This window comes from Sphingomonas sp. Leaf38 (assembly GCF_001421825.1).
Taxonomy (GTDB): Bacteria; Pseudomonadota; Alphaproteobacteria; order Sphingomonadales; family Sphingomonadaceae; genus Sphingomonas.
In genome coordinates, this window is record NZ_LMLD01000015.1 from 12811 (window position 1) to 33098 (window position 20288).

General features: G+C 66.1%; 15 protein-coding genes. 11 read left to right on the forward strand and 4 right to left on the reverse strand.

The genetic code is table 11. The annotated features are described in order from the left end of the window. The 4 genes from ASE88_RS17660 to ASE88_RS17675 form a co-directional block, all read left to right on the forward strand. Nucleotides 1-812 (forward strand): DNA replication and repair protein RecF (locus ASE88_RS17660; RefSeq protein WP_235528008.1); only part of this gene is annotated, 812 nt, incomplete at its 5' end. An 87-nt stretch (nt 813-899) separates the two neighbouring features. Then, a complete protein-coding gene (locus ASE88_RS17665) occupies nt 900-1730 on the forward strand; it encodes an OmpA family protein (RefSeq protein ID WP_056480447.1) in 831 nt (276 codons plus the stop codon). Between the two features lie 377 nt (nt 1731-2107). Continuing rightward, on the forward strand, nt 2108-4642 hold the full coding sequence (gene gyrB / locus ASE88_RS17670) for a DNA topoisomerase (ATP-hydrolyzing) subunit B (RefSeq protein ID WP_056480624.1): 2535 nt from the start codon (nt 2108-2110) through the stop codon (nt 4640-4642). A gap of 58 nt (nt 4643-4700) precedes the next feature. Beyond that, nucleotides 4701-4973 (forward strand): DUF1488 family protein, encoded by a 273-nt coding sequence (locus tag ASE88_RS17675; RefSeq protein ID WP_056480450.1) that lies wholly within the window; start codon nt 4701-4703, stop codon nt 4971-4973. Here the strand turns inward: ASE88_RS17675 and ASE88_RS17680 are convergent. Next, the gene (locus ASE88_RS17680; RefSeq protein WP_056480453.1) at nt 4951-5574 is read right to left on the reverse strand and encodes a DedA family protein; all 624 of its coding nucleotides are present in this window, start codon (nt 5572-5574) and stop codon (nt 4951-4953) included. The two genes, ASE88_RS17675 and ASE88_RS17680, sit on opposite strands and share 23 nt — an antisense overlap. A 71-nt stretch (nt 5575-5645) precedes the next feature. Next, entirely contained in the window at nt 5646-6149 is a 504-nt protein-coding gene (locus ASE88_RS17685; protein ID WP_055882556.1) for a DNA-deoxyinosine glycosylase, read from the reverse strand. 203 nt (nt 6150-6352) lie between these two features. Between ASE88_RS17685 and ASE88_RS17690 the strand changes: the two genes are divergently transcribed. Beyond that, nucleotides 6353-8386 (forward strand): alpha/beta hydrolase family protein, encoded by a 2034-nt coding sequence (locus ASE88_RS17690; protein ID WP_056480627.1) that lies wholly within the window; start codon nt 6353-6355, stop codon nt 8384-8386. 234 nt (nt 8387-8620) lie between these two features. Here ASE88_RS17690 and ASE88_RS17695 read toward each other — a convergent pair whose 3' ends face one another. Further along, complete coding sequence (locus ASE88_RS17695) at nt 8621-9556, reverse strand: DUF808 domain-containing protein (protein ID WP_056480456.1); 936 nt, start codon at nt 9554-9556, stop codon at nt 8621-8623. Between the two features lie 148 nt (nt 9557-9704). Between ASE88_RS17695 and ASE88_RS17700 the strand changes: the two genes are divergently transcribed. The 4 genes from ASE88_RS17700 to ASE88_RS17715 all read left to right on the forward strand — a co-directional run bounded on the left by ASE88_RS17700 (nt 9705) and on the right by ASE88_RS17715 (nt 15252). After that, the gene (locus tag ASE88_RS17700; RefSeq protein ID WP_082466637.1) at nt 9705-10715 is read left to right on the forward strand and encodes an adenosine deaminase; all 1011 of its coding nucleotides are present in this window, start codon (nt 9705-9707) and stop codon (nt 10713-10715) included. After that, nucleotides 10712-11680 carry a bile acid:sodium symporter family protein gene (locus ASE88_RS17705; RefSeq protein WP_055882564.1) on the forward strand — a complete coding sequence of 323 codons (969 nt, stop codon included), beginning with the start codon at nt 10712-10714 and terminating at the stop codon, nt 11678-11680. Before ASE88_RS17700 ends, ASE88_RS17705 begins: the two co-directional genes overlap by 4 nt. Nucleotides 11681-11770: 90 nt before the next feature. Continuing rightward, nucleotides 11771-13939, forward strand: coding sequence for a histidine kinase dimerization/phosphoacceptor domain -containing protein (locus ASE88_RS17710; RefSeq protein ID WP_056480463.1), 2169 nt, complete (start codon nt 11771-11773; stop codon nt 13937-13939). 98 nt (nt 13940-14037) lie between these two features. Further along, nucleotides 14038-15252 (forward strand): MFS transporter, encoded by a 1215-nt coding sequence (locus ASE88_RS17715; protein ID WP_056480630.1) that lies wholly within the window; start codon nt 14038-14040, stop codon nt 15250-15252. Between the two features lie 264 nt (nt 15253-15516). On the opposite strand, the gene ASE88_RS17720 is transcribed toward ASE88_RS17715, so the two are convergent. Then, nucleotides 15517-16848 (reverse strand): MFS transporter, encoded by a 1332-nt coding sequence (locus tag ASE88_RS17720; RefSeq protein WP_055882573.1) that lies wholly within the window; start codon nt 16846-16848, stop codon nt 15517-15519. A gap of 276 nt (nt 16849-17124) precedes the next feature. Between ASE88_RS17720 and ASE88_RS17725 the strand changes: the two genes are divergently transcribed. Both ASE88_RS17725 and cyoB read left to right on the forward strand, forming a co-directional pair. Next, complete coding sequence (locus tag ASE88_RS17725) at nt 17125-18276, forward strand: ubiquinol oxidase subunit II (protein WP_200910289.1); 1152 nt, start codon at nt 17125-17127, stop codon at nt 18274-18276. A 9-nt stretch (nt 18277-18285) separates the two neighbouring features. Next, complete coding sequence (gene cyoB, locus ASE88_RS17730) at nt 18286-20286, forward strand: cytochrome o ubiquinol oxidase subunit I (RefSeq protein ID WP_056480469.1); 2001 nt, start codon at nt 18286-18288, stop codon at nt 20284-20286. Nucleotides 20287-20288 lie beyond the last annotated feature (2 nt).

The following is a 20288-nucleotide window of genomic DNA, read 5'->3' on the forward strand; positions in this document are numbered from 1 at the left end:
TCGCGACCGGCACGCTGGCGTCCGCGCCCGAGCGCCGCATCGTCCGCATCCAGGGTGCCACCACCACCGCCAACGCGCTCGCCGAGTGGCTCACCATCCTGTGGCTCACCCCTGCGATGGACCGGCTGTTCGTCGCCCCCGCCGGCGAGCGCCGCGGCTTTCTCGATCGCCTCACGCTCGCGCTCGCGCCCGCCCACGCGCACCACGCCGCGCGCTACGACGCGGCGATGCGTGCGCGTAACCGGTTGCTCGCCGATGAAGGCCGCCCCGATGGCGACTGGCTCTCCGCGCTCGAGGCGCAGATGGCCGAACACGGCGCCGCCGTCGACGCGGCCCGGCGCGAGACGGTGGCGTTGCTCGGCGCGCGGCTCGCGGACCAGGACGACGGCCCGTTCCCGCGCGCCGGGCTGGCGCTCGACGGCTGGAACGGCGACACGACCCGGCTGCACGTCGATCTCGCCCAGGCGCGCGCGCGCGATGCCGCCGCCGGGCGCACGCTCGCGGGCCCGCACCGCGTCGACCTGATCGTCACGCATCGCGACAAGGCGCGCGCCGCCTCGCTCGCCTCCACCGGCGAGCAGAAGGCGCTGCTCCTCGGCATCGTCCTGGCGCATGCCGATCTCGTCGCCGAACGCACCGGCACCCCGCCCGTTCTGCTCCTCGACGAGGTCGCCGCGCACCTCGATCTGGCCCGCCGCGCGGCGCTGTTCGCCCGGCTCGCGGGCCGCGGGCAGGTGTGGATGACGGGCACCGAGGACGCGCTGTTCGACGCGATCGACACACAGGCAACGCGGATCGCGGTCGGGCGTTAGGCTGAACGCGCGCTGTCGATCGACGTCACCGCGTGTTCAAGCGGACGCGCCCAAAGCTCCGTCCATCGACGACCTGGAGAGACAGCAATGACCCGGACATTCACGCGCGCCGCCCTTGGCGTCCTGATGATCGCAGCGACTACCGCCCCCATCCTCACGGCGCCCGCCGTTGCGCAGGTCGGCGCAGGCGCGCGCGACGGCGGCCGCTACGACATGAGCCGCGCGCCCTGGTTGCGCCCCGGCTACCGCCTTGAAGGTGCAGGCGTGCCGATCCTGTTTCCCGAACTGCGCAATACGCCGCGCGGTCGCGCGTTCGTGATGCCCAATTTTGACGCCAACGGCGACGGCCGGATCAACCGCCGCGAAGCCGACGACGCCAACCGCGAGTTCGCGCGCATCGCCGGCCCGCGCCGCGACCGGTTCGACTGGGACGCCTATGGCCGCAACCCGGGTGGCTATCGCGGCGACCGCGGCGGCGGCACCACGGTGGTCGAGACCACGACGACGTGGGACCGCGGCGCGATGCGCAACTACGGCTTCCGCCAGACCCCGCGCGGCGCGACGCTGACGCTGCAGGAGGACGTGCTGTTCCGCACCGACAGCGCGGTGCTCCGCCCCGGCGCGATCGAGAAGCTGCGCCCGCTCGCCGGCTATCTGCGCGGCAATCCGGGCGTCCGCGTGGCGATCGACGGCTTCACCGACTCGCGCGGCACCGACGCGCACAACCAGGACTTGTCCGAGCGCCGCGCGGCAAGCGTCCGCCAGGCGTTCGACGACATGGACGTCGTCCGCGCGCGCTTTAGCGTCGTCGGCCACGGCGAGCGCCAGCCGGTCGCGACGAACACGACCGCGGCGGGCATGCGCCTCAACCGCCGCGTCGAAGTGACGCTGCTAGGCCAACGCGCCGACCGCTTCTAACCACCAACTCCCTCTCCCCCCCGGGGGAGAGGGACATACCCCACCACCCCGGCGAAGGCCGGGGCCCAATTGGAAAGGTGGTCGTAACCGGGGGCGGCCCTCCGTCGATTATGTCCCCCAATTGGGCCCCGGCCTCCGCCGGGGTGGTGGCTTTAACAACGGGATTACCCACCCCCCTGTCCTACACGGCGCCACCCTGCCACCCTCCACGCATGGCGATCCGAACCCCCTCGCGACCGTTTCGCCCGACACCCGAAGTGCACACCCGCCCCAAAACACTCTCAGCGTGTGAACTTCGTGAACTTCACTCCCCCGCGCCGCTGTCCCTACAGGCCATTTCGCTTCCGTTTCGGCCGTCCGATGCCTATATGCTGGGCATGGCATCCAACCCCGAAACCAATAATCCCAACCTGCCCAACCAGGGCGACTATGGCGCCGACTCGATCAAGGTCCTCAAGGGCCTCGACGCAGTGCGCAAGCGCCCCGGCATGTATATCGGCGATACCGACGACGGGTCGGGCCTCCACCACATGGTGTTCGAGGTTAGCGACAACGCGATCGACGAGGCGCTTGCCGGGCATTGCGACCGGATCGACATCGTTCTGAACGCCGACGGATCGGTCAGCGTCACCGACAACGGCCGCGGCATCCCGACCGGCATCCACACCGAGGAAGGCGTCTCGGCGGCCGAGGTCATCATGACCCAGCTCCACGCCGGCGGTAAGTTCGAAAACACCAACGACGAGAACGCATACAAGGTCTCGGGCGGCCTGCACGGCGTCGGCGTCTCGGTCGTCAACGCGCTCAGCGAGTGGCTCGACCTGACGATCTGGCGCGACGGCAAGGAGCATTACATGCGCTTCGCGTTCGGCGACGCGGTGCTGCCGCTCAAGATCGTTGGCGACGCAGCCGAGGGCCAGAAGGGCACGCGCGTCACCTTCTTCCCGTCGCCCGCCACCTTCAAGATCACCGATTTCGACTTCGACAAGCTCGAGCATCGCTACCGCGAGCTCGCCTTCCTCAATTCGGGCGTCCGCCTGTTCCTGTCCGACGCGCGGCACGAGGAGATGAAGACCGTCGAGCTCTATTACGAAGGCGGGATCGCCGCGTTCGTGAAGTATCTCGATCGCGCCAAGGTGCCGTTGATGCCCGAGCCGGTCGCGATTTCGGGCACGCGCGACGACGTCACGATGGACGTCGCGCTCCAGTGGAACGACTCCTATTACGAAAACGTCCTCGCCTTCACGAACAACATACCCCAGCGCGACGGCGGCACGCACATGGCCGCGTTCCGCGCCGCGTTGACGCGTACGCTCAACAACTATGCCGAGAAATCGGGCCTGTTGAAGAAGGAAAAGGTCCAGCTCACCGGCGAGGACATGCGCGAGGGTCTCACCGCGATCGTCTCGGTCAAGCTGCCCGATCCCAAGTTCAGCAGCCAGACCAAGGACAAGCTCGTCTCGTCCGAAGTCCGCCAGCCCTTGGAAAGCCTGATGGCCGACAAGATGGCCGAATGGCTCGAAGAGAACCCCGCGCACGGCAAGGCGATCGTCGCCAAGATCATCGACGCCGCCGCCGCGCGCGAAGCTGCCAAGCGCGCGCGCGAACTGACGCGGCGCAAGGGCGTGATGGACATCGCCTCGCTGCCCGGCAAGCTCGCCGACTGCCAGGAGCGCGATCCCGCCAAGTCCGAGCTGTTCCTGGTCGAGGGTGACTCGGCAGGCGGTTCGGCCAAGCAGGGCCGCGATCGCCATTTCCAGGCGATCCTCCCGTTGCGCGGCAAGATCCTCAACACCGAGCGCGCCCGCGAGGACCGCATGTTGTCGAGCCGCGAGATCGGCACGCTCATCACCGCGATGGGCACCGGCATCCGCGACGACTTCAACGCGGACAAGCTGCGCTACCACAAGATCGTCATCATGACCGACGCAGACGTCGACGGCGCGCATATCCGCACGCTGTTGCTGACGCTGTTCTACCGTCACATGCCCAAGATCATCGAGGGCGGCTATCTCTACATCGCCCAGCCGCCGCTCTACAAAGCGACCAAGGGCCGGTCGGAAATGTACCTGAAGGATGACGCCGCACTCGACGAATATCTGGTCGATGCCGGTGTCTCGACGATGGTCCTCGAAGGCCCCGCCGGAACCCGCACGGGCGACACGCTCAAGGATCTGGTCGACCATGCGCGCCGGATGCGCACGCTCATGCGCTACGTCCCCAAGCGCTACGATGCGGGGATGATCGAGGCGCTGGCGCTCGGTGGCGTGTTCGATCCCGAGGCCTCGGTCGCGGATCGCACCTCGCGTCTCGAGACCGTCACGCGTCGTCTCGAACTCGACGACGGCGATGCACGCTGGACCGCGGTGCTGACCGAAGAGGGCGGCATCCACTTCCAGCGCGCCTGGCGCGGTGTCACCGATCACCACATCATCGAGGCAAGCTTCCTGGTGTCGGCGGAGGCGCGCAAGCTGCATTCGCTGTCGGCCGAGCAGGCCGAGAGCTATGCGCAGACCTCGAACCTGATCCCGGCAAGCAAGGCCACGCAGGCCGACGAGCCCGAGGCCGAAGAGGGTGCGGAACCTGAGGCCGGCGTGATCGGCTCTGCCACGATCGTCGTCGCCACGCGCGGCTCGACCCAGGTCTCGCGCCCGAGCCACCTGCTCGATGCGATCCTGACCGCGGGCCGCAAGGGCCTCGCGATCCAGCGCTACAAGGGGCTGGGCGAGATGAACGCCGAGCAGCTGTGGGAAACCACGCTCGATCCGACCGTCCGCTCGATGCTCCGCGTGACCGCGGTGAATGCCGAGAGCGCGAACGAGATCTTCACGCAGCTGATGGGCGAAGTCGTCGAACCGCGCCGCGAGTTCATCCAGGACAACGCGCTCAACGTCGCCAATCTCGACGTCTAAGCTTGGAACATCGAGTGTCCAACCGCGCTTAACGGCCATCTATCAAGGAGTGATACGCATGGCCGAAGACCGGTTGGACATCGATCTGAAGACGCTCGAGGACAATAGCGACCTGCACCAGGTCGAGTTCGAGGGCGAAGTGAGCGACGAGCGTTATCAGTTCGCGGTGCAGTATGACGTGCTCGAAGCGCTGAGCACCGTGGCCCCGGAGGGCGATGCCGTCGCGATCTTCAAACAGCATGCCGAAGAGATCGCCGATCTCGGCGTCGTGGCACTGGCGCGCGACCCCGACCAGGAGATCGTCGTGATCAGCGAGAACGATCTGGGCTGACGTCGTCGTCGGGTGAGGCGCCCGCTGCGCCGGCCTTGCGCGCGTGGCGGCCTCGCCAGAAGCGGATCGCGGCGATCATCAGCGCCGCGACCGCGACCAAGATCGCCACGCCAACCAGCTTCTGCCTGGGCATGACCGTGTCGACCAGCTCGATCAGGCCGTCGCCGAACACATAGCCGATCCCGGTGAACACGACGCCCCACACCAGCGCCGAGATCGCGTTGAGCACAACGAAGGTGCGCGCCGGGACGTGCGAGGTACCGACCGCGATCGGACTGATCGTGCGCAACCCGTACAGGAAGCGAAAACCGAGGATGAAGATCGTCGGATGCCGGTCGAGCGTATCGAGCGCCTTGGCGAAGGCGGGTTTTTCGGCGATCCGGCGGACGGGCTTGGTGTCGCGGTATCGTCGTCCGGCGAAGAAGAACAGCTGATCCGCGAAGAACGACCCCGTCACCGCCGCTGCGGCGCTGCCGACCAGCGGCAGCAGATGCTGGTGCGCGAGCAGCCCGCCGGTGACGACGCTGGTCTCCCCCTCGAACGCCGCCCCCAGAAAGATCGCGGCCAGGCCGTATTGGGTGATGAAGCTCTCGATCGACATTTGCCGCCCATGACGGACCGCGTGACGTTTAGCCAGCGCATAGAAGCGTCGTAATCGCGATACGGAAACAGTCAGTCGCGATCGTCCAGAAACCCCGCGAGCGCGGTCCAGGCGGGAAGCTTGGCAGCGAGCCCGACCGTGTGCAGTGGGCTGCTCGACGGCAGCGCGACGATCTGCGCGTCGGCGAAGTCGGGCCCGAGCAGCTTGCGACCGTATTTCAGCGCGGTGCTGCCGTTGAAGCCGATCGCGCGGAGGTCGGGCAGGGTGGCGATCAGCGCGGGGAGGTCGTTGCCTTCGATATCGGCGATCGCCGCATCGGTGCTCCCTGCGCGGCGCGCCGAACCGATCACGTCCCACAGCGCAACGCGCGCCACGCGCAACGCCGCGAGCCGGTCGTCATAGTCGAGCACCGTCAGGTCGCAACCGACGACCGGCGACATAAGCTGCCAGAACTGGTTTTGCGGATGCGCGTAATAACGCTGCGCGGCGAGCGACCGGTCGCCGGGCAGGCTGCCGAGGACGAGCAGACGCGCGTCCGGAGCGGCGACGGGTGGAAAGGAATGCTTGAGCGGCATGGCCCATGATAACGCTTCCGTCGTCGATAGTGCCCCGCGCCCTCTGTTCTCCCGCGAACGCGGGAGTCCAGGGTCGCGGGCGGCAGCGTTCGTGACTCCTGGACTCCCGCCTTCGCGGGAGAACAGGGTAAGCGTGGGCCGGTATCCGCACCGCCGACCGCGATGATTGCGCCCGCTCCTGCAATCCTCCTATGTTCGGCGCCATGAAGATCATGCTTTCCGCCAGCCTCGCCGTGCTCGCCCTAGCGAGTGCCCCCGCCGCCGCCCGGCAGCTCACTATCGATGACGTCACGATGCTCAGCCGCGTCGGCGCGCCGGCCGCGTCGCAGGACGGGCGCTGGCTCGTCTGGGCGCAGCGCGAGACCGATCTCGCCGCGGACAAGGGCCGCTTCGATCTCTGGCGGCTCGACCTGAGCAAGCAGGGGGCTGCCCCGGTGAAGCTGCTCGCCGACCCACAGGTCAACGAGAACGATCCGCAGATCGTTGGCACCACCGTCTATTTCACCTCCGACAAGGGCGGCGAGGACGCCATCTGGTCGATGCCGATCACCGGCGGCACCCCGCGCCGCCTCACCAGCTTCACGGGCGGCTTCAGTGGCTTCAAGGTCGCACCGACCGGCGACAGACTGCTCGTCTGGGCGGACCGCAAGCCGGGGGCTCCGAGCCTCGCGCCGGCAATGGAAAAGAAGGATCCGAACGCCGGCGTAGGCCGCACGTACGACCAGCTCTTCGTCCGCCACTGGGACACATGGGCCGACGGCACGCGCTCGCAATTGTTCGTGTTGCCGCTGACCGCAGCCGGTGCGACCGGCAACGGCGTGCCCTTGGTCGGTGCGCTCGTCGGCGATGCACCGTCCAAGCCGTTCGGAGGGGGCGAGGAAGTCTCGTGGAGCCCGGACGGTCGCACCGTGTATTTCGCGCTGCGGGAGGCGGGGCGGATCGAGGCGCTGTCGACGAATTTGGACATCTTCTCGGTACCCGCAGACGGCTCGGCCGCGCCGGTCAACCTGACCAAGGCGAACCAGGCGACCGACAATCTGCCGACGGTGTCACCCGATGGCCGCAGCCTTGCCTATTTCGCGATGCGCCGGCCCGGGTTCGAGGCCGATCGGCAGGTGCTCACCGTGCGCGACATCGCGACCGGCAAGACGGTGTCGCTGACCGAGCGCTGGGACCGGTCGGTCGGCTCGATCGCCTGGGCACCCGATTCGAAGTCGCTCTACGTCACCGCCGACGACACGCAGGAAACGCCGCTGTTCCGCGTCGATGCGGCAAGCGGTGCCGTCACGCGGCTGACGCAGGAGGGGCATGTCAGCGCGGTCGCGATCACCCCGCGCGGACCCGTGGTGGCGATCGACAGCCTGACCGCGCCGGCCGATTTCTACCGGATCGCGGGCAGCGGCGCACCGCAGCGTTTGACCCAGGTCAATGCTGCAAGGCTCGCCGGGATCGACCTGCCCACCGTCACGCGGTTCAACTTCAAGGGCGCCAACGCCGACACCGTCTGGGGCTATGCGGTGAAACCCTCTGGCAGCACGGGGAAGGTGCCGGTCGCCTACATGGTCCATGGCGGACCGCAGGGATCGAGCAACAACAGCTGGTCGTATCGCTGGAACCCGGCGGTGTTCGCCGGCGCGGGCTACGGCCTCGTCGCGGTCGATTTCCACGGGTCGACCGGCTACGGGCAGCGCTTCACCGATGCGATCAGCAACAACTGGGGCGGGTGGCCGCTCGAGGATCTGCAAAAGGGTCTGAAGGCCGCGACCGACAAGTTCACCTGGCTCGATGCGGACAACGCCTGCGCGCTCGGCGCGTCGTATGGCGGTTACATGATGAACTGGATCGAGGGGCAGTGGCCCGATCGCTTCAAGTGCATCGTCCAGCATGACGGCGTCTTCGATGCGCGCGCGATGGCCTACGAGACCGAGGAACTCTGGTTCGACGAATGGGAGCATGGCGGGAAGGCCTATTACGAGGACCCGCAGGCGTTCGAGAAATGGAACCCGGTCAATTACGTCGCCAAGTGGAAGACGCCGATGCTGGTCATCACCGGCGAGAAGGATTTCCGCATTCCCTACACGCAAGGGCTGGCGACGTTTACCGCGCTCCAGCGGCGCGGGATTCCGTCGCGGCTGCTGGTCAACCCGAACGAGAACCACTGGGTGCTCAAGCCGAAGAACTCGCGCCAATGGTATGGCGAGGTGATCGGCTGGATGAACAAGTGGACCGCCGAGTAGGAGCTAATCTTCCACAAAGAGACACCACCCCGGCGAAGGCCGGGGCCCAATTGGGAAGGGCGAAGTAACAAGGGGCTGTCGGCCGTTACCGCCGTTCCCCAATTGGACCCCGGCCTCCGCCGGGGTGGCGATTGGTGATAGGGCCTCCTAACCAACCGCGGCGTGTTTCCCTGCGAAGGCGGGGACCCAGACTGGGCTCCCGCCTGCGCGGGAGAACACGGAATAGCTGGTTGGTCAGTGCGCCTTGGGCTTCTTCACCGCGTGCAAGCCCAGCGCGATCGCGCCGCCGAGGATCAGGCCGACCACGCCCGAGAAGAACGCGTTCACCGCCCAGTTCACCGCGCCCTTGGCGAACGGTACTGCCGCCGCCGCGTGCTCGGCCGTATCGTGGATCCAGTGCGGGATCGCCGTAAAGCCGAACGTCTCGACCCCGTGGACGATGATCTGTCCGCCGACCCATACCATCGCCGCCGTCCCGATCACCGACAGCGCGGCCATCACGATCGGCATGCCCTTCACCAGCCCGCGGCCGATCGCCTGGACCGCGGCACTGCTGCGCTGCGCGAGATGCAGGCCGATATCGTCCATCTTCACGATCAGCGCGACCACGCCGTAGACGCCGATCGTGATGACGATGCCGACGATCGCGAGCACGATCGCCTGTTCCCAGATCGGCTTGGTCGCAACGTCCGACAGCGCGATCACCATGATCTCGGCCGAAAGGATGAAATCGGTGCGGATCGCGCCCGAGACCTTCTGACTCTCCAGCGCCTTCGCGTCGGTCGGGACGTCGACGACCTCCTCGGCATGGCCGCCGCCGACCGCCTCGAGGATCTTCTCCGCACCCTCGAAGCAGAGGTAGGTCCCGCCGATCATCAGCAACGGCGTCAGCAACCACGGCGCGAACGCGCTCAGCGCGAGCGCGGCGGGGAGGATGAAGAGCAGCTTGTTGCGAAACGAGCCCAGCGCGATCTTCCCGATCATCGGCAGTTCGCGCTTGGGCTCGAATCCGACCATGTAGCGCGGCGTGACCGCTGCATCGTCGACGACCACGCCGATCGCCTTGCTGCCCGCCTTGCTGGTCGCAGCACCAATATCGTCGAGGCTCGCGGCGGCGAGCTTGGTGATCCCGGCGATGTCGTCGAGCAGTGCGACCAGTCCTGTGGGCATCGAGTCTGTCCTTAGCGTGCGGTTACGCGCTCGGTAACGTGACAGGATTGTCATGCAACGGCTTTCGTACTTGCGGTAGTGCGCGGCGCGCGGAATGGTTGCAGCCGACGCCCCCAAAGCGACAGGACGAGCCATGACCCCACCTTTTATGAACGGCGACTTCATCACGACCCTGCCCAAGGCCGAACTCCACCTGCATATCGAGGGCAGCCTGGAGCCCGAACTCATGTTCGCGCTGGCCGAGCGCAACAAGGTGGCGATCCCGTTCAAGAGCGTCGAGGACGTCCGCGCGGCGTACAGCTTCACCAATCTCCAGACCTTTCTCGACATCTATTATGCCGGCGCGGCGGTGCTCCAGACCGAGGAGGATTTCCGCGATCTCGCGGCCGCCTATTTCGACCGGGTCGCGCAGGACGGCGTGATCCATGCCGAGATCTTCTTCGATCCGCAGACGCACACGCATCGCGGCATCCCGTTCGACGTGGTCGCGCGCGGGCTGTTCGCCGGCATCGACGAGGCGCAGGCCAAGCACGGCATGAGCGTAGGGCTGATCATGAGTTTCCTGCGGCATCTCGATGAGGAGGATGCGTTCAAGACGTTCGCGCAGGCCGAGCCGTGGCTCGACCAGTTCATCGGCGTCGGGCTCGATTCGTCCGAGGTCGGGCATCCGCCGTCGAAGTTCGCCCGCGTGTTCGCGGCGGCGGGGGATGCCGGGCTGATGCTGTGCGCCCATGCCGGCGAGGAAGGCCCGCCCGCCTACATCCACGAGGCGCTCGACATCCTGCAGGTCGACCGGATCGATCATGGCAACCGCGCGCTGGAGGATCCGACGCTGGTCGCCCGCCTGGCGCGCGACGCGATGACGTTGACCGTGTGCCCGTTGTCGAACGTTGCGCTGCGCAACGTCGACCGGCTGGAGAACCATCCGATCGACCGGATGCTCGATCTCGGCCTGCGGGCGACGATCCATTCGGACGACCCTGCCTATTTCGGCGGCTATATCGGCGAGAATTTCCGGCAGACCGCGCGCGCGAAGAATTTGTCGCGCGATCAGGTCGTCACGCTTGCCCGGAACAGCTTCCTCGGCAGCTTTCTCGACGATGCGGCGCTCAGCGGCCACCTCGCGACGCTCGATGCCTATGTGAAGGCGCATCAATGATCGGACGCTTTCTGGCGGTGTTCGAGCCGTTCATCCTGATGCTGCTCGGGACCGTGGTGCTGGCGAGCCTGCTGCCGGCGCGCGGCGAGATGGCGACGATCGTCGGCTATGCGGCGGACATCGGTATCGTCCTGCTCTTTTTCCTGCACGGCGCAAAGCTGTCGCGCGAGGCGATCGTGTCGGGTCTGCGCAACTGGAAGCTGCACCTCGCCGTGCTGGCGGTGACGTTCGTTGCGTTCCCGCTGTTCGGGCTCGGGCTCAGCGCGCTGCCGTTCGTCACCGGGCCGCTCGCTGCCGGGCTGTTGTTTCTGACGCTACTGCCCTCGACCGTCCAGTCGTCGATCGCCTTCACCGCAATCGCGCGCGGCAATGTTGCGGCGGCGGTGTGCAGCGCGTCGTTCTCCAATCTGCTCGGGATCATCGTCACACCGGCGCTGGTGGCGCTGTTGATGAACGTGTCGGGGAGCGGTGGCATCTCGGTCGAAAGCGTCGAGGCGATCGTGCTGCAACTGCTCGTGCCGTTCGTCGCGGGTCATCTGTTGCGACCATGGATCGGCGCCTGGGTCACGCGGAAGAAGGCGCTGCTGACATTGGTCGATCGCGGGTCGATCCTGCTGGTCGTCTACAGCGCGTTCGGCGCGGCGGTGGTCGAGGGATTGTGGACCCGATTGTCGATCGGCGACCTGATCCTGATCGGCCTGTTGTGCGCGGCGTTGCTCGCCTTCGTCCTGGCGCTCACCTTCGCGGTCGCACGGCTGATGAAGCTGCCGCGCGAGGATGCGATCGTGCTGCAATTCTGCGGATCGAAGAAGAGCCTGGCGTCGGGCGTGCCGATGGCGGGTGTGCTGTTCCCGCCTGCGAAGGTCGGCGTGATCCTGTTGCCGGTCATGCTGTTCCACCAGTTGCAACTGGTCGCCTGCGCGGTCATCGCGCGCCGCTATGCCGAGTCGGCGCCACAGAACTGATTTCGATCAATATGCTGACAAGGCCGGGGTATTTGCTTTGTTCCGCGGACGTCGGCAAAGCGGAGCTTGAGACGAGGAGGGCCTTGGCCGATGACGACGTTGACCGATGCCGATACCGCCGCGCTCGATCTCGCGCAGCGCCAGGACAGCGGGCTCGATCTGACCGCCTGCGACCGCGAGCCGATCCATATTCCCGGTGCGATTCAGCCGCACGGCCTGTTGCTGGTCGCCGATGCGGAATCGCTGGCGATCGTCGCGGGTGCCGGCGATATCGAACGGCGATTGTCGCCCGAATGGCTCGGCGCGGATCTGTCGCGGCTGATTGCGCAGGACGTCCGGTCGCTGCTCGCCGACGAGATACCGCTGGGGGGCCTCATCGGCGAACCCGTTGTCGGGCTGACGGGGCGGTTCGAAGTGACGCTCCACCGCGCCGGCGATCACGTGCTCGTCGAACTCGAACAGGTCGACGTCGCGCCGGTGACCGCGGCATACATGCTCGGTCGGCTCAACGCGATGGCCGCAACGTTCGAGCGCGCGACCGATCTGAACGCGCTATGCGCCCGCGCCGCGATTGCGTTCCGCCAGCTCACCGGGTTCGACCGGGTCATGGTCTACCGCTTTCTCGATGACGAAGCCGGCCGCGTGATGGCGGAGGACAAGGTCGACGGACTCGGCACCTTCCTCCATCATCACTTCCCCGCGTCGGATATCCCTAAACAGGCTCGCGTGCTGTATGTGCGCAATCGGACGCGGACGATCCCGACGATCAGCTACACGCCCGCGGTGCTGCGTCCCGCCGGGTTCGAGTCGATCGATCTGAGCGACGTCGCGTTGCGCAGCGTCTCGCCGATCCACTTGCGCTATCTCGCCAACATGGGGGTTGCTGCCTCGGCATCGATTTCGATCGTCAAGGACGGTGTACTCTGGGGTATGATCGCGTGCCACCACGGATCGCCGCGCGGCCTGACGCCCGACATCCGCGCCGCGTCCGCGACGCTTGCCAGCGGTCTCGCCCGCCAGATCCGCGCCAAGGAGGAGGCCGAGATCTACCGCGAAAGGCTGCGCCTGCGCGGTGCGGAAGACGCGGTGATTCCAAAGCTCGCGACCGAGCCTGCGCCGCGCCGCACCGTCGCCGCACTGCGCGACGATCTGCGGCGGATGCTCGATGGCGACGGCTTCGCATTCGTTCAGGGAACGGTCGTCGACACCGGGGGCGTGTGCCCGGCGAAAGACGACATCCGCGATCTCGCCGCCTGGGTGTCCGCGCGCAGCGGAATCGACACCTTCGCGACGCACGAACTTCCCGTGCTGTTCCCGCGTGCGGATACGTATCGGACGTGCGCGAGCGGTGTCCTGGCGTTGCCGCTAATCGACGAGGGCGCGATGCTGTTGTGGTTCCGCGCCGAACAGGCCGAAGAGGTCGAATGGGCAGGTAATCCGCACAAGGCGGTGGCGCTCGACCCGACCGCGGCGCTGACCCCGCGCGCCTCGTTCGAATCCTGGACGCAGGTCGTGTCCGGGCGATCGCGCTGCTGGACGCTTGAGGAAGTCGAGGCCGCGCACCGGTTGCGCCGCGCGTTCCACGATGCGCATATCAACCAGCGGCTTCGCCTGCTCAACGCCGACCTGCAACGCACGCTGGCCGACAAGGACGTGCTGATCGCGCAGAAGGACGTCCTGATGAAGGAGGTCAACCATCGCGTCCAGAACAGTCTTCAGCTGGTCGCGGCGTTCCTCGCGCTGCAGGCCAAGGCGTCCGACGATGCCAAGGTGAAGGAGCATCTCGCCGAGGCGCAGGCGCGGCTGTCCGCGGTCGCGCTGGTGCATCGCCGGCTGTACCGCGACGATCAGGTCGAGTCGGTCGATCTGTCGCGCTATCTCGAGGAGCTGGCGGGCGACATGAAGACCTCGCTTGGGGCGGACTGGGCGGCGCACATGCGGCTCGATCTCGCGCCGATCCTGGTGCCGACCGATCGCGCGGTGAACATCGGTTTGGTGCTGACCGAGCTCGTCATCAACGCCAGCAAATACGCGTATGGCGGACGTCCAGGCCCGATCCTGATCGCACTCGAACAGTATCGCAACCGCCTTCGGCTGATCGTCGCGGACGAGGGCTCGGGCAAGGTCGGCACGCGCGAAGGGTTTGGCAGCCGGATGATGAACGCGATCGTCGCCGGGCTGTCGGGCACGATCGAGCATGACGACAACATGCCTGGCCTGCGCGTGATCATGACCACGCCGATCGGGGATGTGGTCTGACCGGTGCGATTGCCGACGAACACAGGCTTGGGCGCGGCTGATATTTGATCGGGCGTCCGCGGGTTGAAGCTTCATGCTGCAACTGCGAAATGAATCGCATGATCGACACCGACCAAGCCGTTCCAGTCGCTGCAGTCGCAGCCCCACCCGCCGCCCGATCCGTCAATGCACGGCTGGCGTTGCTCGCGCTTGCGGTGGGTGGGTTCGCGATCGGGACTACCGAGTTCGCCGCGATGAGCCTGTTGCCGCAGTTTGCGCGCGGACTTGGGATCGACGAACCGACTGCGGGGCACGTGATCAGCGCCTATGCGCTCGGCGTCGTCGTCGGGGCCCCGACGATCGCGGTGCTGGCCGCGAAGATCGAGCGGCGCGTGCTGCTGATCGGGCTGATGACGTTTCTGGGGATCGCCAACGGGCTGTCCGCGCTCGCGCCGACCTATCACCTGATGTTGCTCGCCAGGTTCCTGAGCGGGTTGCCGCATGGCGCGTATTTTGGCGTTGGGGCGCTGGTCGCGGCGTCGATGGTGCCGCGCGAGAAGCGGTCGCGCGCGGTGTCGCGGATGATGCTCGGGCTGACGATCGCGACGATTGCCGGGGTGCCGCTCGCCAATGGCATTGGCCAGTGGTTCGGCTGGCGCTGGGGGTTCGGGATCGTGGCGATCATTGCCGCGGCGACGGTGCTGATGCTGTCCAAATTCGCACCGGTCCTGCGACCGGCAAAGGATGCAAGCCCGCTCGGCGAACTGGCGGCGCTGCGCAACGGGCAGGTATGGCTGACGCTGGCGATCGGCGCGGTCGGGTTCGGCGGAATCTTCTGCGTCTATACCTATCTCGCCTCGACGCTGACCGAGGTGACGGGCGTATCGTCCGCGTTCACGCCTGTCGCGTTCGCGCTGTTCGGCGTCGGGATGACGATCGGCACGCTGGTGTGCGCAAAGGCGGCGGACGTCGCGCTGATGCCCGCCGCAGGGATCACCTTGCTGTTCGGGGCAGCGGCGCTGGCGCTCTACGCACCGGCGACACCGCATCTATGGGCGATCCTGCCGGTGGTGGTGCTGATCGGGTGCGGGGGCGGATTGTCGACCATCCTCCAGACGCGACTGATGGATGTTGCCGAGGAGGCGCAGACCTTGGCGGCGGCGCTCAACCATTCCGCGTTCAATACCGCGAATGCGATCGGGCCCTGGCTTGGCGGCCTGGCGATTGCGGGTGGGTTCGGGCTGCCGTCCACCGGCTGGGTCGGGACCGCGCTCGCGCTCGGCGGGTTTGCGATCTGGGCGCTGTCTTGGGCGATCGATCGTCGGCGGGCGTAATTGCTTTCGCCATCATCCCAGCGAAAGCTGGGATCTTCCTGTTCCGGGGTACGGCATCCGCCCCGGGGAGACCCCAGCGCTCGCTGGGGTGACAATGTGTCGGCAACTCAAAGCATTCCCGGAACCACCACCCCGGCGAAGGCCGGGGCCAAATTTGCTAGGTCGTGGTAAGGCGGGGAACACCTTGGCCATCCCCGTCCCCCAATTGCGCCCTGGCCTTCGCCGGGGTGGGATCTTGTTGGTAGGTCCGTCAGCCTCGGCAGCTCAGCGCGCGATGTCGCGCTTGGCGAGCTGCTTGTTCAGCCCCAGCGCGACCAGCGTGAACACCGCGCCCGAAAACAGATAGGCGCCGCTCGCGGCGAGACCCAGCTCGCTCGTCAACAGCAGTGCCGCCAGCGGCGCGAAGCCCGCGCCGAACAGCCACGCCAGATCGGTCGTCAGCGCCGACCCCGTATATCGGTGCTGCGGCGACAGGCTCGAGGCGATCGCGCCCGAGGACTGGCCGAACGACAGGCCGAACAACAGGAAGCCGATGCCCATGAACAGGCGCTCGCCGACCTCGCCGCCACCCAGCAGCGACGGTGCCGCGATCGCGAACAGCGCGATCAGCACCGCGATCGTCCCCAGCATCGTGCGACGCCCGAACCGGTCCGCCAGCAGACCCGAGACCAGCATCGCGCCGATCCCGATCACCGCGCCGATCACCTCGACCATCAGGAAGCGCGCGGGCGCCTCGCGCGTGAACAGCACGACCCACGACAGCGGGAACACCGTCACCATGTGGAACAGAGCGAAGCTGGCGAGCGGCACGAACGAGCCGAGCCAGATCGCTTTCCACTGCGACTGCACGGTCTCGACGACCGGCGCGGGCTCGAGCTCGCGCTTGGCGTACATCTCTTCGAATTCTGGGGTCACCACGAGGCGGAGGCGAGCGAACAGCGCGACGACGTTGATCGCGAACGCCACGAAGAACGGATAGCGCCAACCCCAGGCGAAGAAGTCCTCGTTGGGCAGCGCCGCCACGAAGAACGCGAACAGGCCGCTGGCGACCAGCAAACCGATCGGCGCCCCCAGCTGCGGCAGCATCGCATACCAGCCGCGATGCTTCTCAGGCGAGTTGAGCGACAGGAGTGACGCCAAGCCGTCCCAAGCGCCGCCGAGCGCGATGCCCTGGCCGATGCGCAGCAGGGCGAGGATCGCGACCGACCAGTTGCCCGCCGACTCGTAGCTGGGGATGAACCCCATCGCCACGGTCGAGGTGCCGAGCAGGAAGATCGAGATCGTCAGTTTGACGCTTCGGCCATAAGCGCGATCGACCGCGATGAAGATGATCGTGCCGATCGGGCGGGCGAAGAACGCCAGCGCGAACACCGCGAACGAATAGAGCGTGCCCTGCAACCGGTCGACATACGGGAACACCAAGGTCGGGAACACGAGCACCGAGGCGATCGCGAACACGAAGAAGTCGAAGAATTCCGAAGTGCGGCCGATCACCACGCCGATCGCGATCACGCCCGGCGTGACGTGTTCGCCGTCGCTGTGGATACTGCGAGCGTCGGCTTCGAAGCTCGTCTCGGGGATTGTGTTTGCACTCATTCTTCAACTCGCTCTTCGGGGCGCGAACCCGATCATACGCCGTTCCGGCGGATGCGGGCAGGGGTAATATATGCTATCCCTCGCGATGCTAAAGCCATGCCGATGTTGCAGTGCAGCGCCCATTGGACAAATTGTCCACTGTAGCGCAGCGCAAGCCAGGCGTAGGGGAACCGGATGACCGTCGTGACACAGCTTTCCCGCTCCAAAATCTCGGCCCGAAAATGGTTGGCTGCCATACCCCTGGCGCTGCTTACCAGCGGCTGTAACTGGGTGGTGATGTCGCCGTCGGGCGACATCGCAGTGCAGCAGCGCGATCTCGTTCTGATCGCGACCGGGCTGATGCTTCTGATCATCGTGCCGGTGATCGCGATGACGCTGTTCTTCGCGTTCCGCTACCGCCAGTCGAACAAGGCCGCCAAGTACGAGCCCAACTGGGATCACTCGGTCGGGCTCGAACTGCTGATCTGGGGCGTGCCGCTGCTGATCATCATCGCGCTCGGCGCGCTGACCTGGACCAGCACGCATCTGCTCGATCCATATCGTCCGCTGGGCCGGATCAAGCCCGACACGCCGACGCTCGCGAACAACGTGCCGGTCGGCAATCTGGTCGACAAGCAGCAGGCGGGCAACGGTGCCAACGGCGCGGGCAAGCCGCTCGAGGTGCAGGTCGTCGCGCTCGATTGGAAGTGGCTGTTCATCTATCCCGAATACGGTATCGCCACGGTCAACGAACTGGCTGCGCCGGTCGATCGTCCGATCCGTTTCCAGATGACGTCCTCGTCGGTGATGAACGCGTTCTACATCCCGGCGCTCGCGGGCATGATCTACACGATGCCCGGCATGCAGACGACGCTGAACGCGGTCATCAACAAGCCCGGCAATTACGAGGGCTTCTCGTCCAACTATAGCGGCGCGGGCTTTTCGGGCATGCGCTTCCGCTTCCATGGCGTGAGCGACGCGGGCTTCCAGGCCTGGGTCAACCGCGTCAAGCAGGGCGGCGCCAAGGCCAGCGGCGGGCTGAACCGCGCAAGCTATCTCCAACTGGAGAAGCCGAGCGAGAAGGTGCCGGTGCGCTATTACAATGCGGTCGCACCGGACATGTTCAAGCTGGTCGTCGAACAGTGCGTCCAGCCAGGCAAGGTCTGCATGTCGCAGATGATGCACGGCGGAAAAAGCGGGGGGGACTCGCACGCCGGCATGGCAATGCCGGGCGTCAATGGCGGTAAGGGCCCGCAGGATTCGTCCGAGCGGGTCGAAGGCGCTTTGATGAAGGACGCCGACGAGAAGGGTAGCGGCAATCACTGGACCGCACCCGCCGACATAAAACGGGACGGCGCCAACAGCGCGCCGGGCTCGCAGTCCAACCGCAATCATACGATGTTGTCCCCCTCCACCATGCCGGGCACGCGCCCCGTCGCGAACGGCTAGAGAACCATCATGAACGACACTCTGTTGAAGACAATCTTCGGCCGCCTGACCCTGGAGTCGCTGCCGCTGCACGAACCGATCGTCGTCGCCACCTTTGCGATGGTGGCGATCGGCGGGCTCGGGCTCGTCGCGGCGCTGACCTACTTCAAGGTCTGGGGCTATCTGTGGAACCAGTGGTTCACCAGCGTCGATCACAAGAAGATCGGCATCATGTACATCATCCTGGCGATCGTCATGCTGTTGCGCGGGTTCTCCGACGCGATCATGATGCGCGCGCAGCAGGCGATGGCGTTCAACGGATCCGAGGGATACCTGACCGCGCATCACTATGACCAGGTCTTCACCGCGCACGGCGTGATCATGATCTTCTTCGTGGCGATGCCGCTGGTCACGGGCCTGATGAACTATGTCGTCCCGCTCCAGATCGGCGCGCGCGACGTGTCGTTCCCGTTCCTCAACAATTTCAGCTTCTGGATGACCGCGGCGGGTGCCGTGATCGTCATGATGTCGCTGTTCATCGGTGAGTTCGCGCGGACCGGCTGGTTGGCGATGCCGCCCCTCTCTGGACTGGCGTACTCGCCGGACGTCGGTGTCGATTACTATATCTGGGCGCTGCAGATCGCGGGCATCGGGACACTCTTGTCCGGCGTCAATCTGGTCGCGACCATCGTCAAGATGCGCGCGCCCGGCATGACCATGATGAAGATGCCGATCTTCACCTGGACGTCGCTGTGCACCAACATCCTGATCGTGGCCGCCTTCCCGGTGCTGACCGCGGTTCTCGCGATGCTGTCGCTCGACCGTTACATCGGCACCGCGTTCTTCACGAACGACTCGGGCGGCAACCCGATGATGTACGTCAACCTGATCTGGATCTGGGGCCACCCCGAGGTCTACATCCTGGTCCTGCCGGCGTTCGGCATCTTCTCGGAGGTCACCTCGACCTTCTCGGGCAAGCGCCTCTTCGGCTACAGCTCGATGGTCTATGCGACGCTCGTCATCACGATCCTCGCCTATCTCGTCTGGCTGCACCACTTCTTCACGATGGGGTCGGGCGCGAGCGTGAACTCGTTCTTCGGGATCACCACGATGATCATCTCGATCCCGACCGGGGCCAAGATCTTCAACTGGCTGTTCACGATGTACAAGGGCCGGATCCGCTTCGAACTGCCGATGATGTGGACGATCGCCTTCATGGTGACCTTCACGATCGGCGGGATGACCGGCGTCCTGCTCGCGGTGCCGCCTGCCGACTTCGTGCTGCACAACTCGCTGTTCCTGGTCGCGCATTTCCATAACGTGATCATCGGCGGCACGCTGTTCGGCATGTTCGCCGGGATCAACTACTGGTTCCCGAAGGCGTTCGGCTTCAAGCTGGACGAGACGTGGGGCAAGATCTCGTTCTGGTGCTGGGTGTCGGGCTTCTACTTCGCCTTCATGCCGCTCTACGTGCTCGGCCTGATGGGCGTGACCCGCCGCATGCGCTATTTCGACGATCCGAACCTGCAGATCTGGTTCGTCATCGCCGCCTTTGGTGCAGTGCTGATCGCCGCCGGTATCGGTGCCTTCCTGATGCAGATCTTCGTCAGCATCCGGAACCGCGAGAAGCTCGCCGACCTGACGGGCGATCCGTGGAACGGTCGTACGCTCGAGTGGGCGACCTCGTCGCCGCCGCCCGAGTATAACTTCGCGTTCACGCCGATCGTCCACGATCTGGATGCCTGGTACGACATGAAGGATCGCAAGCATGTGCGTCCGCTGACCGGGTTCAAGGCGATCCATATGCCAAGCGGCACCGGCACGGGCGTCGTGCTCGCCGGGCTCAGCGTGGCGTTCGGGTTCGCGATGATCTGGTATGTCTGGTGGCTCGCAGGGCTGGCACTCGCCGGCATCTTCGGCACGACGATCTTCCACACCTTCAACTACAAGCGCGACTATCACATCCCCGTCGAGGACGTGATCGCCAGCGAGGACGCGCGCACCCGCCAGCTCGCGACCCAGGGAGCCTGACG